This window comes from Acidovorax soli, assembly GCF_014207955.1.
In the GTDB taxonomy this organism is placed as follows: Bacteria; Pseudomonadota; Gammaproteobacteria; order Burkholderiales; family Burkholderiaceae_C; genus Acidovorax; species Acidovorax soli_A.
This window is the reverse complement of the sequence record NZ_JACHLK010000006.1, coordinates 348,828-362,294: the sequence shown is the minus strand read 5'-3', so window position 1 is coordinate 362,294 and position 13,467 is coordinate 348,828. Positions and strand designations below refer to the sequence as shown.

The 13,467-nt window shown below is 67.4% G+C and carries 13 protein-coding genes, 7 tRNA genes and 1 pseudogene; 16 read left to right on the top strand and 5 right to left on the bottom strand.

Annotated features, from left to right (window positions below; all coding sequences use genetic code 11):
- The first annotated feature begins 23 nt into the window (after positions 1-23).
- From HNP48_RS17515 to HNP48_RS17465, 11 genes and pseudogenes are all read left to right on the top strand, one after another.
- Entirely contained in the window at positions 24-704 is a 681-nt protein-coding gene (locus tag HNP48_RS17515; protein ID WP_184859276.1) for a response regulator, read from the top strand.
- Between the two features lie 57 nt (positions 705-761).
- Positions 762-837: transfer RNA gene (locus tag HNP48_RS17510), tRNA-Phe, on the top strand.
- 202 nt (positions 838-1,039) lie between these two features.
- Positions 1,040-1,774 carry a hypothetical protein gene (locus HNP48_RS17505; RefSeq protein WP_184859274.1) on the top strand — a complete coding sequence of 245 codons (735 nt, stop codon included), beginning with the start codon at positions 1,040-1,042 and terminating at the stop codon, positions 1,772-1,774.
- 684 nt (positions 1,775-2,458) lie between these two features.
- Positions 2,459-2,535: transfer RNA gene (locus HNP48_RS17500), tRNA-Leu, on the top strand.
- Positions 2,536-2,546: 11 nt separating this feature from the next.
- Positions 2,547-2,624, top strand: a tRNA-Pro gene (locus HNP48_RS17495).
- 8 nt (positions 2,625-2,632) lie between these two features.
- A pseudogene (locus tag HNP48_RS17490) lies at positions 2,633-2,720 on the top strand.
- Positions 2,721-2,729: 9 nt separating this feature from the next.
- Positions 2,730-2,806 (top strand) — tRNA-Arg (locus HNP48_RS17485).
- A 31-nt stretch (positions 2,807-2,837) separates the two neighbouring features.
- Positions 2,838-2,911, top strand: a tRNA-Cys gene (locus HNP48_RS17480).
- Positions 2,912-2,937: 26 nt separating this feature from the next.
- Positions 2,938-3,011: transfer RNA gene (locus HNP48_RS17475), tRNA-His, on the top strand.
- A gap of 12 nt (positions 3,012-3,023) precedes the next feature.
- Positions 3,024-3,108 (top strand) — tRNA-Leu (locus HNP48_RS17470).
- A gap of 293 nt (positions 3,109-3,401) precedes the next feature.
- Positions 3,402-4,019, top strand: a complete 618-nt coding sequence (locus tag HNP48_RS17465) for a nitroreductase (RefSeq protein WP_184859272.1) — start codon at positions 3,402-3,404, stop codon at positions 4,017-4,019.
- 33 nt (positions 4,020-4,052) lie between these two features.
- Here HNP48_RS17465 and HNP48_RS17460 read toward each other — a convergent pair whose 3' ends face one another.
- A complete protein-coding gene (locus tag HNP48_RS17460; RefSeq protein WP_184859270.1) occupies positions 4,053-5,291 on the bottom strand; it encodes an MFS transporter in 1,239 nt (412 codons plus the stop codon).
- A 196-nt stretch (positions 5,292-5,487) separates the two neighbouring features.
- Between HNP48_RS17460 and HNP48_RS17455 the strand changes: the two genes are divergently transcribed.
- On the top strand, positions 5,488-6,378 hold the full coding sequence (locus HNP48_RS17455) for a LysR family transcriptional regulator (RefSeq protein ID WP_409362562.1): 891 nt from the start codon (positions 5,488-5,490) through the stop codon (positions 6,376-6,378).
- Between the two features lie 150 nt (positions 6,379-6,528).
- Positions 6,529-7,788, top strand: a complete 1,260-nt coding sequence (locus HNP48_RS17450; protein ID WP_184859266.1) for an Hsp70 family protein — start codon at positions 6,529-6,531, stop codon at positions 7,786-7,788.
- Positions 7,789-7,799: 11 nt separating this feature from the next.
- Here the strand turns inward: HNP48_RS17450 and rsmI are convergent, their stop codons facing one another.
- Complete coding sequence (rsmI, locus tag HNP48_RS17445; RefSeq protein ID WP_184859264.1) at positions 7,800-8,726, bottom strand: 16S rRNA (cytidine(1402)-2'-O)-methyltransferase; 927 nt, start codon at positions 8,724-8,726, stop codon at positions 7,800-7,802.
- Between rsmI and HNP48_RS17440 the strand changes: the two genes are divergently transcribed.
- From HNP48_RS17440 to HNP48_RS17430, 3 genes are all read left to right on the top strand, one after another.
- A complete protein-coding gene (locus HNP48_RS17440; protein ID WP_260420260.1) occupies positions 8,726-9,142 on the top strand; it encodes a YraN family protein in 417 nt (138 codons plus the stop codon). The two genes, rsmI and HNP48_RS17440, sit on opposite strands and share 1 nt — an antisense overlap.
- 111 nt (positions 9,143-9,253) lie before the next feature.
- Positions 9,254-9,859: an SIS domain-containing protein gene (locus HNP48_RS17435; protein WP_184859262.1), complete on the top strand. Its 606-nt coding sequence runs from the start codon at positions 9,254-9,256 to the stop codon at positions 9,857-9,859.
- The gene (locus tag HNP48_RS17430) at positions 9,856-10,512 is read left to right on the top strand and encodes a BON domain-containing protein (RefSeq protein ID WP_184859260.1); all 657 of its coding nucleotides are present in this window, start codon (positions 9,856-9,858) and stop codon (positions 10,510-10,512) included. The genes HNP48_RS17435 and HNP48_RS17430 overlap by 4 nt, the downstream gene beginning before the upstream one ends.
- 102 nt (positions 10,513-10,614) lie before the next feature.
- Here HNP48_RS17430 and HNP48_RS17425 read toward each other — a convergent pair whose 3' ends face one another.
- From HNP48_RS17425 to HNP48_RS17415, 3 genes are all read right to left on the bottom strand, one after another.
- Positions 10,615-11,529 carry an NAD(P)-dependent oxidoreductase gene (locus tag HNP48_RS17425; RefSeq protein ID WP_184859258.1) on the bottom strand — a complete coding sequence of 305 codons (915 nt, stop codon included), beginning with the start codon at positions 11,527-11,529 and terminating at the stop codon, positions 10,615-10,617.
- A gap of 80 nt (positions 11,530-11,609) precedes the next feature.
- On the bottom strand, positions 11,610-12,746 hold the full coding sequence (locus HNP48_RS17420) for a PilT/PilU family type 4a pilus ATPase (RefSeq protein WP_184859256.1): 1,137 nt from the start codon (positions 12,744-12,746) through the stop codon (positions 11,610-11,612).
- A 43-nt stretch (positions 12,747-12,789) separates the two neighbouring features.
- Positions 12,790-13,428: a cyclic nucleotide-binding domain-containing protein gene (locus HNP48_RS17415; RefSeq protein WP_184859254.1), complete on the bottom strand. Its 639-nt coding sequence runs from the start codon at positions 13,426-13,428 to the stop codon at positions 12,790-12,792.
- Positions 13,429-13,467 lie beyond the last annotated feature (39 nt).

Sequence of the window (13,467 nt, the reverse complement as noted above, 5' to 3'; positions counted from 1 at the left end):
CCTCCCAAGGCGTTTTCACACACATGGCAAACATTCTGGTGGTCGACGATGAGCTCGGCATTCGCGACCTGCTGTCCGAAATCCTGAACGACGAAGGCCACAGCGTGGACCTCGCAGAGAACGCGACGCAAGCCCGTGCTGCGCGTGCAGGCAGCAGCTATGACCTGGTGCTGCTCGACATCTGGATGCCCGATACCGATGGTGTGTCGCTGCTCAAGGAGTGGGCCACCGGCGGTGTGCTGACCATGCCCGTCATCATGATGAGCGGCCACGCCACCATCGACACGGCGGTGGAGGCCACCCGCATCGGCGCCTTCTCGTTTCTGGAAAAGCCCATCACCCTGCAAAAGCTGCTCAAGGCGGTGGAGCAGGGCCTGGCGCGCAACGCCGCACACCATGCTGCACCCGTGGCCGCCGTGCAGGCGCCGGCCGCTGCGCCAGCCGACGCTCCGTTCACCCAGGTGCCCGTGATCACGGCCCTGTCCGGCGTGGAAACCGGCCCGCATTCGCACCAGGGTTTCGATCTGGACCGCCCGCTGCGCGAGGCGCGCGACGGTTTCGAGAAAGCCTACTTCGAATTCCACCTGGCCCGCGAAGGCGGCTCCATGACCCGCGTGGCCGAAAAGACCGGCCTGGAGCGCACCCACCTGTACCGCAAGCTGCGCCAGCTGGGCGTGGACCTGGGCCGCGGCAAGCGCGCCTGAAAAAAATTGATCCACAATCTTTTTAGGGCCAATTTTCTGGCTATAATTTGAGGCTCAGGCCCGGTAGCTCAGTCGGTAGAGCAGAGGATTGAAAATCCTTGTGTCGGTGGTTCGATTCCGCCCCAGGCCACCAAATCGCAATGCCCCAGTATCTTCAACGGTGCTGGGGCGTTTTGCATTCAGGGGGCGGTTCCACTGGACGGCTGGGTGGCCCATTTCCTAAGATGGCTGCTGTGCACACACCGCCATCCTCCGATCTATCCCCCTTTCCGCAGCCTCTGGCTGCTGCCTTGGCGCAGGCGCTCGGACTGCCGCTGTTCGAATCTCCCTGGCACATGCCCCAGTACCCCGAAGGTGCCGTGGGGCGATGGCGCATGCAGCGTGGCCGCGTGGGCCTGGACCGCGGCTACCACAGTGGTTCCTGTGTCTCCGCGGATTCCGCCGTGCTGCTGCGCCAAGGCGTCGGCGATCGCTGGGAGACCTGGATGTCGCTCTCCCCCTTTGAAATCGAGAGCCAGGAACTGGCCTGCCGCCACGCGCATGGGAGCACGGTCGTGATGGGCCTGGGCCTGGGCATGGGCTGGACGACGGCCAACATGGCGCTGCAGCCTGCCGTGTGCAAGGTCACGGTGGTGGAGCGCGACGCCGAGGTGCTGGAGCTCTTCGACCAGTGCCAGGTGCTCGCGGGCCTGCCGGAGTCGGCTGCCAGCAAGGTCGATCTCGTGCAGGCCGATGCCCTGGAATGGAAGCCGCCGATGGGCGCGCCAGCAATCGATTTCCTGTTTGCCGACATCTGGCTGGATATCGCCGAGCCACGCACGCTGGCCGACGTGCAGCGCATGCAGTCGAACGTGCAGGCCAAACAGGTGTACTTCTGGGGGCAGGAGCTGGTGCTGGGCGCCTTGGCGCGCCAACAGGCGCAGCCGTCCGATGGCCTGTGCTGGACGCAGGCGCTGGAGTGGGCGGTACGTGGCACGGGCCTGCCGTTGCTGCAGCAACCGGCCGCGGGCCATGCAGACTTTGTCGCCCGGGTGCTGCAGTGGCGCGAAAGGTCCGCGCCTTTGCCTTGAGGGCGGGGGGCCTTCGAAAAAATTCTCTTCAGGCAGTTGACGAAATAGTAAAGACTATTTACATTCACTTCCATCGCGGTTGGAACCGCAGCCTGCTTATTCAGACCGACTGACCTTCTCACCAGGATTGACCATGAACGCCATCGCCACCCTCACCAGCCGCCGACCCGCACCGGGCCGCGCGCTCGTGCGCGTCGCTGCGATGGCCCCGTGTGCGGTCTTGCGCCTGCTGCCCTGTCTGGCGGCTGATTTGTGTGCACATGACCACGATGAGGATCGTTGGCCACCGGGTGGAGGGCGCGCCGCATAGGCGCATTGATTCCCTTCCAAGCTCTCTTCGCAGAGGCCCGGGCACCGCAAGGTTCCGGGCCTTTTTGTTTTGTTTTTGGTTTTTCAGTGTCTGCGGTGATCGTGCTGCAGGCCATCGATGTTCTTTCACAAGCTGCTGCGGGGCCTTGCCGGACATGACACCGGCGCAGTGCCCCCCGCTTGAGCAGAAAAACCATTTCGGGTGTGTCTTCGCGCCACCGCCAGGGAAGGGCCGCGTGGACGGTCTGGCGGGATGTGCAGGGGATCGCGATCCCCCTGTGCAGCGATGTCGACGGGGCGAGCGCAGGCCGCGCGTGGCCCATCGCGTGAGGGCACAACCGAAATGGAGGACTGTTTGTTTTCTTGGTGATCCAAGCCCCGGTGACGGAACTGGCATACGTGTCTGCCTTAGAAGCGGAATTCTGGGAGTTCGGCTCTCCCCTGGGGCACCAACTAATTTTTGCTGGGTGTACTGTCAATCTGGTAGACGGCCTGCCTTGGACGCAGGAGGCTGCAGGTTCAAATCCTGCCACCCAGACCAGCATTTTTGTTCCGCTAACTCAGTGGCCAGAGTGTCTCCCTGTCAGGGCGAACAGGCCCCAGGAAGCCAGGGGTTCGACTCCCCTGCGGAACGCCATTTTCATTTCCCGCGTTAGCTCAATGGATCAGAGCACTTGCCTACGAAGCAAGGGGTTGCACGTTCGAGTCGTGCACGTGGGGCCAGTTTCCAGTGCCTGCTTTGCAGGCACCCCAGGGTGCGGTAGCAAAGCGACCATGCAGCGGATTGCAAATCCGCAGACACCGGTTTGAATCCGGTCCGCACCTCCAGTTCGTTGTGTTCCTTTTCTCTCATGGTGCGCGTAGCTCAATGGCAGAGCTGCGGGTTGTGATCCCGCCGACGACGGTTCGATTCCGTTCGTGCACCCCATTTCCTTTGCCTCTCTCCATGGCGCAATGGGCAGACGCACCAGTCTCAAACCCTGGGGCCTTCGGGCATGTCCGTTCGAGTCGGACTGGAGAGACCACCATGGCCGCGGCAAAGACACCCTGCCGCGAGTCCGGTGAAAAAGCGGCGCCTGGGCAGCGACGTGGGCGCTGCTCTACGATGGCCGCTGTTCACCCCGCGACACTCCGGTGAACGATGGCGCCTCTGCCGTGGTCCCATGCCCCGGCGCCAGCCAGCCCCCTGGATCCATGGTCCCCGGCACCGCCCGGGCCCATGGCCTCCAGGCTGCCCGCCACCGATCTTTGCTGCCATCGCTCAGGCGCCCCCGCTGGCGCCGGAGTGTCCTCTTCGCCTTGTTTGCAAAAGGACACCATGCCAGTTTCTGTGCCTTCCCATCCGGTCTTGTCCCATCCCCCGATGTCGCCCGAGCAGCGCCATGCCATGGACCTGCTGCTCACCCGGCACTCGCCCTGGCCGCTGGTCGAGCCGGCGCCCGATGCCGCGGCGTTGGACCTGGTGTTCGCGGCCGCCATGCGGGCGCCCGACCATGGGCAACTGCGGCCCTGGCGCTTCGTCCTTGTGCGCGGCGATGCGCGCCTGGTGCTGGGCCAGGTGTTTGCACGGGCGGCCCGGGCGCGCGACCCCTACGACGATGGTGAGCGCTTTCGCGCCAAGGCCGTGGCGGCGCCCCTGCTGGTGGCGCTGGTCGCGCAGGTCAAGGCGCCGCACAAGGTGCCCGAGAGCGAGCAGGTGTTGGCCACGGGGGCTGCCGTGATGAACATGCTCAACGCCCTGCACATCCTCGGGTATGGCGGCTTCTGGGCCACCGGGGTCAATGCATACGACGACAACGTGAAGGCAGCTCTCGGCCTGGGTGCGGGCGACCGCCTGCTGGGATTCCTTTACATGGGTACCCCCAAGGACCGCTTGCAGCCACCCGAGCGGCAGGACGCTGCGGGCTTTGTCCGGGAGTGGGTGCCGCAGTCCTGAGCCAGGGATCAGGTTCTTCCTGCCTCCGACGCCTCAGGCTGCGGCCATGCAGGCTGAGCCTCGGCGCGTGGCCATGCGCACGGCGAGCGCGGCCAGGCTGGTGGTCGTCGCCAGCAGCGTGACGGCCATCCAGCCCCAAGCGGCCAGCAGCAGGCTGCCCAGGGCGGCACCGGTTGCCATGCCGATGAACATGCCCGTCATCAACACGGCGTTGAGCCGGCTGCGCGCACCCGGATCGATGCCGTAGACCATGGTCTGGTGGGAGATCAGCGCCGCCTGCACGCCCAGGTCGAAGCCGATGGTGCACAGCACCAGCAGGCACAGCTGGGCGGTGGGGGGGATCCAGGGGGCTGCGGCCATGGCAGCGAAGGACAAGGCGGCCACGCCGGCGCCCCAACGGACCACCCGCTCCGGGCCTGTGCGGTCGGCCAGCCGGCCGGCAAGGGGCGCAGCCAGTGCGCCGGCCGCGCCGGCCAGGCCAAACGCGCCCGCTGCGGTACTGCCCAGGTGGAAGGGCGCGCCGTGCAGCATGACGGCCAGGGTGGACCAGAAGGCGCTGAAGCCCACCGACAGCAGGCCCTGGGCCAGGGCAGCTCGCCGCAGCGTGGCATGCTGCCGCCACAGTGTGGCCAGCGAAGCCAGGAGCTGGCCATAGGGCAGGGTGGTGGTGGCAGGAAAGCGCGGCAGGCTGCGCCAGGTGGCCACCGCGATGGCCGATACCGCCACGGCCGCGGCCAGGAACATGCCGCGCCAGCTGAAGTGCTCGGCCACGAAACCGCTCACCACGCGCGACAGCAAAATGCCCAGCAGCAGGCCGGTCATCACCATGCCCACCACCTTGCCGCGGTGTGCTGTGGGTGCCAGCGTGGCGGCGGCGGGCACGATGTCCTGCGCCATGGTGGCTGTGATGCCGATGGCCAGGCTGGCGGCCAGCAGCACGCCGATGGAGGGCGCCAGTGCCGCCAGCAGCAAGGCGGCCACCAAGGCCGCGGCCTTGGCCACGATGATGCGGCGCCGGTCAAAGCGGTCCCCCAGGGGCGCCAGCAGCAGGATGCCCAGCGCATAACCCAGCTGCGTCAGGGTGGGAACCTGGCCCACGGCCTGGGCAGAGGCGCCGAGGTCCGCGCCCAGCACGCCCAGCATGGGCTGGCTGTAGTACAGCGACGCCACCCCGAGGCCGGCCCCGGTGGCGAGCAGCAGCACCCGCGATGTGGGGAGTTGCACCTCCCCCGAAGAAAATCTTGCGATATCCGCTTCATGTATGACAGACATGGTGTTAACCCTTGGTTGAAAGCATGGCTGCCAGTGTGATCCGGCATCTATTGGCTTGGTAGTACCATCAGATGCAGATTAAATATGCGTCAAACGTATGATCGGTGATCCATCCAACGAGGCGGCTTCCTTCCGGGCTGATGAGTCTCTGCCCGTGGAGGGGCTCGGGCGCGCGCCGGGAAACCGGCTCCAGCTCATGGAGACCTTTGTCCACATCGTCGAGGCCGGCAGCCTTTCGGCTGCTGCAGCGCAGATGCATGCCACCCAGCCCACGGTGAGCCGCCGGCTGCAGGCGCTGGAGCAGTCGCTGGGGGTGCGCCTGCTGCAGCGTTCCACCCACACCATGCGCCTCACGGTGGACGGGGAGCGCTGCTACCGCCGTGCCAAGGAGCTGCTGGCCAGTTGGGCCGCGTTCGAGGCCGACCTGCGCGGTGCGCAGCAGGAGCCCGAGGGGACGCTGCGTGTGGCCATGCCCCATGCCTTCGGGCAGGAGATGTTCGTCGGGGCGCTGGCGCAGTTTCTGCGCAGCAACCCGCGCGTCTCGGTGGAGTGGCTGCTGCAGGACGATGTGCGCGACTTCATCGGTGCCGGCATCGACTGCGCCATCCAGGTGGGCGAGCCCGCCGACCCGGCCGTGGTGGCCATCCGCCTGGCCGAGGTGCCGCGCATCGTGGTCGGGGCGGCCTCTCTGCCCGGGGCGGGCAGCGCCGAAGATCCCGAGGATCTGGCCGCACTGCCCTGGCTGGCACTGCAAACCTACTACCGCAACGAGCTGGTGCTCACCCACCGGGTGACAGGTGAAGCGCGCCGCATCGCCCTGCGCCCGCGCATGGCCACCGACAGCCTGTATGCCTTGCGCAGCGCGGCCCGGCTGGGGCTGGGCGCCGGAGCCGGTTCGGCCTGGCTGCTCTCGCAGGATGTGGCCGAGGGGCACCTGGTGCACCTGGCCCCCCAATGGCAGCCTGCGCCGCTGCCGGTGTACCTGATCTATCCGTACGCAAGCTTCTACCCTGTGCGCCTGCTGCGCTTTGTCGCCACCATGCGCGAGGCCGTGCCGGCCATGGTGGCGTCGGGGCCGTTGGCCTGAAAGCTGGAGGCCTTCCGGTCCGTGGCACAATCCCGCTCCCCTTGCGCGGGCGCAGCCCCTTCACGGTGGCCTGCCCGGCCTGCCGATCCCCTTCGCGCTGCCTGCCGGCGCCCGTTGTTTTCTTCTTTCCCTCGCTCCCTGATCTTCCCCATGCCCCTCCTGCAGGACACCACGCTTGGCATCGACTTCGGCACCTCCAACTCGGCCATGGGCGTGCGCGAGGGGCGCGGGCCCGCGCGCATGATCGCCCTGGAGGGCACGGGGGTGACCTTGCCCACGGCGCTGTTCTTCAACGCCGAGGACCACAGCACCCATTTCGGCCGTGATGCCGTGGGCCAGTACCTGGCCGGTACCGAGGGGCGCCTGATGCGCTCGCTCAAGAGCCTGCTGGGCAGTGCCTTGCTGGAGGAAAAGACGGCCGTGCATGGCCAGCTCGTCAGCTACCAGGACATCATCGGCCTGTTCCTGCGCATGCTGGCGAGCAAGGCCACGGCCGACCTGGGTGGCATGCCTGGCCGTGTGGTGATGGGTCGGCCCGTGCATTTCGTCGACGGTGATCCGGAGCGTGACCAGTTGGCCGAAGACTCGCTGCGCAAGGCGGCGCTCGATGCGGGTTTCGAGCAGGTGTCCTTCCAGTTCGAGCCCATGGCGGCCGCCCTCGACTACGAACAGCGCATCACCCAGGAATCGCTGGTGCTGGTGGTGGACATCGGCGGCGGCACCTCGGACTTCACCCTGGTGCGCCTGGGCCCCGAGCGCCTGGCGCGCGGCGGCGACCGCGCGGCCGATGTGCTGGCCACGACCGGCGTGCATGTGGGTGGCACCGATTTCGACCGCCGCCTGAGCCTGGAGCTGCTGATGCCCATGCTGGGCTTTCGCCACATCGGGCCGAGCGGGCGCGAGGTCCCCAACCGGGTGTTCTTCGACCTGTCGACCTGGCACCTGATCCAGTGGCTGTATGCGCCCAAGGCGCTGCGCGATGCGCAGAACCTGCGCACCGACTACGCCGACCAGCGCCTGCATGCGCGGCTGATGACCGTGCTTCAGGAGCGCCTGGGCCACCGCATGGCCAACACCGTGGAGCAGGCCAAGATTGCGGCATCCCTGTCGCAGGCCCCTGCGTCCATGGACCTGGGCTGGATCGAACCTGCGCTGGAATCGGCCGTCACGCCCGAAGGGCTTTCTCAGCACCTGGCCGGACCGCTCGAACAGGTCGTGGCTTGCGCGCAGGAGTGCGTGCAGCTGGCTGGTTTGGCATCGCGCGGGCCGGACGCCATCTACCTCACGGGGGGCTCTTCGGCATTGCGACCCCTGCGGGAAGCGCTGCGCCGGGCTTTTCCCGACACGCCCCAGGTCGAGGGTGATCTGTTCGGTGGCGTGGCGGCAGGGCTGGCTGTTTCGGGGCGCTGAACAAGCGGGCGTCAGTCGCCCTGCGGCTCGCCCTTTTTCCAGGCCAGGGCCGTGTCGTACAGCACATTGCGCGATGCACCGGTGATCTCTGCCGCCAGGCGCACGGCGGTCTTGAGCGGCAGTTCGGCCAGCAGCAGGCGCAGCACGCGCAGGCTCTCGCCATCGTCGCCCGCCACGGGCACCGGGTGCAGCAGCACCACGAATTCACCGCGTGAGCGCTGGGGCGCGCCCTCCAGCCAGGCGGTGAGCGCCTGCGCGGGCTGGGTCACCACCTCTTCAAACTGCTTGGTCAGCTCGCGCGCCAGGGTCACCGGGCGCTCGCCCAGCACCGCCAGGGCCTGTGCGAGCTCGCCAATGCGGTGGGGGGCTTCCAGAAGCACCACGCAGCGCGGCTCGCCGGCCAGCTGGCCGATGGCGCTGGCCCGCTCGGCATTCTTCACCGGCAGGAAGCCCGCGAAGACGAAGCCGCCATGCTCGGCGCTGTGCGCCACCGCGCCCGCTGCACTCAGTGCGGTGGTGATGCTGCTGGCGCCCGGCAGGGGCAGGGTGCGCAGGCCGGCGGCCTGCACCGTGGCCACGAGGCGGGCGCCGGGGTCGCTCACGCCGGGGGTGCCGGCATCGCTCACGTAGGCCACACGCTGGCCTTCGTGCAGGCGCTGCACCACGTTCTGCGCCGCCTCGGCCTCGTTGTGCTGGTGCACGGCCAGCAGCTGCGAAGCGTTCTTGTCGATGCCATAGGCGCGCAGCAGCGACTGGGTGTGGCGCGTGTCCTCGCAGGCCACGGTGTCGGCCTGCTGCAGCACGTGCAGGGCGCGCAGCGTGATGTCGGCCAGGTTGCCGATGGGCGTGGCCACCACGTACAAGGCCCCCTGCGGATAATGCTGCGCAGACGCCGCATCGCGTGCGGCATCGAGGGCGGAAGCGAAAGAGGCGCTCAATGAAATTCCTTGGAAGATGGCTGGCCGCGGACAAGCCCACGCCCGCCGCAGTGGGCAACAACACCACCCGGCAGCAGGGTGCACTGGCGGAAGACCGTGCGCTGGCGCACCTGCAGGCTGCCGGATTGCGCCTGCTCACGCGCAATTATCGGACGCCTGGGCGCGGCGGGGGCGAGATCGACCTGGTGATGTGCGAGCGCGATGGCACCACCGTTTTCGTGGAGGTGCGCAGCCGTGCCAGCCAGGCCTTTGGCGGGGCTGGGGCGAGCATCGGCGCTGCCAAGCAGCAGCGCATCGTGCTGGCGGCACGGCACTACCTGATGCGCCTGGCCTCACCGCCACCGTGCCGCTTTGACGTCGTGCTGGTCGAGGAGGCCCAGGTGCAGTGGCTCAAGGCAGCCTTCGACGCGCAATGATCTGCAAAGTTCAAACCCACCCCCGGGGCGCAACCCTCGGTGCAGCCTAAACCCTTTGCTACAAAATTCGGGGCAAAAGCTGTAACACGCGGCGGGTATCATCGGACCTCCATGCTTGAGCAACGCATCCAACAGCACTTCATCGACAGCGCCGACCTGAAATACCAGGCGGCCCAGACCCTGAGCACCCCCATTGCCGCGGCAGTGCAGGCCATGCTGGCCTGCGTCACCAGCGGCGGCAAGGTACTGGCCTGCGGCAATGGCGCCTCGGCCGCCGAGGCGCAGCAGTTCGCCGCCTTCTGCGTGGCCGGCTTCGAGCGCGAACGCCCCGAACTGGCCGCCATGGCCCTCACGGCCGACAGCACCCTGCTGACGGCGGGGCCAGGGGGCGCCCAGGACCCCGGTTCCCAGCAATTTGCCCGCCAGGTGCGGGCCTTGGGCCAGGCGGGCGACCTGCTGCTGGCCCTGTCGGTCAGCGGCAACGATGCCAACCTGCTGGCCGCGACCGAGGCAGCGCACGAGCGCGACATGACCGTGGTGGTGCTCACCGGCCGCAACGGGGGGCAGCTGGGTGCCGTGCTGCGCGAAACCGATGTGCTGATCAGCGTGCCGCATGACCGCGCCGCCCGCGTGCGCGAAGTCCACGCCCTGGTGCTGCATTGCCTGTGCGACGGCGTGGATGCCCAGTTACTTGGTGAACAGGAGATACCGCTATGAAGCAAACCGTGAACCGCACCCTCTGCACGGCCCTGGCCGCTGCCGCCCTGGCAACCGGCCTGTCGGCCTGCGCCCCGCTGATCGTCGGGGGGGCCGTGGTGGGCAGCATGATGGCCGTGGACCGCCGCACGGCGGGCACCCAGGTCGAGGACGAAGGCATCGAGCTGCGCGCCGCCAACCGCATCCGTGAAGCGCTGGGCGACCGCGCCCATGTGAACGTGACCAGCTACAACCGCCAGGCCCTGCTGACCGGCGAGGTGGCCAATGCCCAGGACCGCGAGACCATCGAACGCATCGTGACCGGTGTGGAAAACGTGCGCTCGGTGGTCAACGACCTGGCCGTCATGCCCGCCACCTCCCTGGGCCAGCGCTCCAACGACACCGTGATCACCGGCAAGGTGCGCGCCAGCTTCGTGGACGCGGCCGATATCTCGGCCAATGCCTTCAAGGTCGTGACCGAGCGCAACATCGTCTACCTCATGGGCCGCGTCACCCAGCGCGAAGCCGGCCGCGCCACCGAGATCTCGCGCGGCGTGAGCGGCGTGAGCAAAGTCGTGCGCGTCTTCGAGATCGTCACCGAAGAGGAACTGCGCCGCATCGCCCCCACCCCGGCGCCCGTCACCACCGACGCCGCCCCCGCCCGCAGCCTTTGAAACTGGCGCTGCCCAAACCAGCGCCCCCGTGCAAGGGCCGCCCCGCCGCACCGGGGGCGTCCCCCCTCAGGGGGGATGGCGCGAAGCGCCTCAGGGGGGAGCCTATTTCAAGCGTTTGATAAGGCTGGAAGTATCCCAGCGATTGCCGCCCATGCGTTGCACATCGGCATAGAACTGGTCCACCAGTGCGGTGACGGGCACGCGCGAGCCGTTGCGGCGGGCCTCGTCGAGCACCAGGCCCAGGTCCTTGCGCATCCAGTCCACGGCAAAGCCGAAGTCGAAATGGTCCTCGACCATGGTCTTGCCGCGGTTGTCCATCTGCCAGCTCTGCGCGGCGCCCTTGCCGATCACCTCCAGCACCTGCTTCATGTCCAGGCCCGCGTTCTGGCCAAAGGCCACGGCCTCGGACAGGCCTTGCACCAGACCGGCGATGCAGATCTGGTTGACCATCTTGGCCAACTGGCCGGCACCGCTGGCGCCCAGCAGGGTGAAGGCGCGCGAGAACGCCAGGGCCACGGGCCGGGCCGCGTCGAAGGCCGCGGCATCGCCACCGCACATCACCGTGAGCTGGCCGTTCTGCGCACCGGCCTGGCCACCGGAGACGGGGGCATCGACAAAGTGCAGGCCGGCGGCCTGCGCCGCGGCGTAGAGCTCGCGCGCCACTTCGGCCGATGCCGTGGTGTGGTCCACGAACACCGCGCCGGCCTTCATACCTGCGAAGGCGCCGTCGGCACCGAGGGTGACCGAGCGCAGGTCGTCATCATTGCCCACGCAGCAGAAAACGAAGTCAGCGCCCGCTGCGGCCTCGCGCGGTGTGGCCGCGTGGCGCGGTGCCTTGCTGGCGGCAAACTCCTCGCACCAGGCGGCGGACTTGGCGGCCGTGCGGTTGTAGACGGTGACCTCGTGGCCAGCCAGGGCCAGGTGGCCGGCCATGGGGTAGCCCATGACGCCCAGGCCCAGGAAGGCGACCTTGCGCGAGGGGGTGGCGTCGTAGCTGCGGGGATTGGTGTTTGGCATGTCGGTGTCTTCCCAAAGAAAAAAAGCCCGCCCAGAAGGGCGGGCGAGAGTGTGTGCAGTGTGCGCGGTCGGTGCGGGGCTCAGACGATCGCGAAGTGCTCGGTGCCCTGGGCCAGATCGGGCGACTTGGCGCGTTGGCTGTTGAGCTTGATCTGCAGGCGCAGGTCGTTGAGCGAGTCGGCGTTGCGCAGCGCGTCTTCGTAGCTGATCAGGTTGGCCTCGTAGGCATCGAACAGCGCCTGGTCGAAGGTCTGCATGCCCAGGTTGCGGCTCTTCTTCATGATTTCCTTGATCTCATGGACATCGCCCTTGAAGATCAGGTCCGAGATCAGCGGGGTGTTGAGCATGATCTCCACGGCCGCCGCGCGGCCCTTGCCGTCCTGCTTGGGGATCAGGCGCTGCGAGACCAGCGCGCGCAGGTTCAGCGACAGGTCCATCAGCAGCTGGGCGCGGCGCTCCTCGGGGAAGAAGTTGATGATGCGGTCCAGCGCCTGGTTGGCACTGTTGGCGTGCAGCGTGGCCAGGCACAAGTGGCCGGTCTCGGCAAAGGCCACAGCATGTTCCATGGTCTCGCGGTCGCGGATTTCCCCCATCAGGATGACGTCGGGCGCCTGGCGCAGTGTGTTCTTGAGGGCGGCTTCCCAGGTGTCGGTATCGAGGCCCACCTCGCGCTGCGTGACCACGCAGTTCTTGTGCGGGTGCACGAATTCGATCGGGTCTTCCACCGTGATGATGTGGCCGAAGGAATTTTCGTTGCGCCAGTCCACCATGGCGGCCAGCGTGGTCGACTTGCCCGAACCCGTGGCACCCACCAGGATGCACAGGCCGCGCTTGGTCATGGTGACCTCCTTGAGCACCTGGGGGACCCCCAGGCCGTCGATGGTGGGCAGGGTGAGCGGAATCGTCCGCAGCACCATGCCGACCTTGCCCTGCTGCACGAAGGCATTCACCCGGAAGCGGCCGATGCCGGCGGGCGAGATCGCGAAGTTGCACTCCTTGGTGCGCTCGAAGTCCGCCACCTGCTTGTCGCTCATCACCGCGCGCGCCAGCGTGAGCGTGTGGGTGGTGGTCAGCGGTTGCGGCGACACCTTGGTCACCTTGCCATCGACCTTGATGGCGGGTGGAAAGTCTGCCGTGATGAACAAGTCGCTGCCATTGCGGCTGACCATCAGCTTGAGCAGGTCGTTGATGAATTTACTGGCCTGATCGCGTTCCATCAGAATTTCTCCCTTGCGGTCCTTGTCTGCCGGACGGTCATTGTCATTTCTGGTTGCCGTCGCTCAGGCGGGCACTCACCACGCGCAGGCGCAACGACAGTTTGCGGGCCAGCAGCGCAATCAGGCTGGCGGCGAGCTGCGGGTCCTTGGACATCATGTCGTCCATGGCTTCGGCGCTCAGCACCGCAATCTCGCAGTCGGTGAGCGTGGTGCAGGCGGAAAAGCGGATACCGCTGTCCAGCAGCGACATTTCTCCCAGGATGTCCCCGGGCCGCGTTTCGGCCAGGCGCAGGTGTTCGCCCCAGGGCTGCACGCGGTCCACGGCGATGGTGCCGGTGAGCAGCACCACCATGAAGTTGCCGTATTCGTCCTGGCGGATCACGTCGCGGTTGGAGGGAATCGCGGCAAATTCGAAAAAGCGCTCCATGCGCTCCACGGCGTCCTTGTCCAGGTGAGCCATGTACTTGTCCTTGGCCCACAGCCCCTGCAGCAGCTTGCCGCCGCGGCTCGTGGGCAGGCGCTTGGCCCCCACCTCCACGGCGCGGGCCTCCCAGGGCACCAGCATGGAGTCGTCGACGCCCTGGCCGGCAAAGGCCGTGGAGAACAGTACGGAATCGCTGCTCTCCTCGGCCGGCTTGTTGCCGATCGACTTCATGCGCAGAAGGCCGAGAATGCCTTTCATAGTTTGCTCCGAGTGCGGCGCATTGCGCCGCCGTATCTT

What these genes read in the sequence shown, in the direction of transcription:
- HNP48_RS17515 (WP_184859276.1), top strand. Translation starts at nt 24, where the DNA reads ATGGCAAACATTCTGGTGGTCGACGATGAGCTCGGCATTCGCGACCTG.
- HNP48_RS17505 (WP_184859274.1), top strand. Translation starts at nt 1,040, where the DNA reads ATGCCCCAGTACCCCGAAGGTGCCGTGGGGCGATGGCGCATGCAGCGT.
- HNP48_RS17465 (WP_184859272.1), top strand. Translation starts at nt 3,402, where the DNA reads ATGCCAGTTTCTGTGCCTTCCCATCCGGTCTTGTCCCATCCCCCGATG.
- HNP48_RS17460 (WP_184859270.1), bottom strand. Translation starts at nt 5,291, where the DNA reads ATGTCTGTCATACATGAAGCGGATATCGCAAGATTTTCTTCGGGGGAG.
- HNP48_RS17455 (WP_409362562.1), top strand. Translation starts at nt 5,488, where the DNA reads ATGGAGACCTTTGTCCACATCGTCGAGGCCGGCAGCCTTTCGGCTGCT.
- HNP48_RS17450 (WP_184859266.1), top strand. Translation starts at nt 6,529, where the DNA reads ATGCCCCTCCTGCAGGACACCACGCTTGGCATCGACTTCGGCACCTCC.
- HNP48_RS17440 (WP_260420260.1), top strand. Translation starts at nt 8,726, where the DNA reads ATGAAATTCCTTGGAAGATGGCTGGCCGCGGACAAGCCCACGCCCGCC.
- HNP48_RS17435 (WP_184859262.1), top strand. Translation starts at nt 9,254, where the DNA reads ATGCTTGAGCAACGCATCCAACAGCACTTCATCGACAGCGCCGACCTG.
- HNP48_RS17430 (WP_184859260.1), top strand. Translation starts at nt 9,856, where the DNA reads ATGAAGCAAACCGTGAACCGCACCCTCTGCACGGCCCTGGCCGCTGCC.
- HNP48_RS17425 (WP_184859258.1), bottom strand. Translation starts at nt 11,529, where the DNA reads ATGCCAAACACCAATCCCCGCAGCTACGACGCCACCCCCTCGCGCAAG.
- HNP48_RS17420 (WP_184859256.1), bottom strand. Translation starts at nt 12,746, where the DNA reads ATGGAACGCGATCAGGCCAGTAAATTCATCAACGACCTGCTCAAGCTG.
- HNP48_RS17415 (WP_184859254.1), bottom strand. Translation starts at nt 13,428, where the DNA reads ATGAAAGGCATTCTCGGCCTTCTGCGCATGAAGTCGATCGGCAACAAG.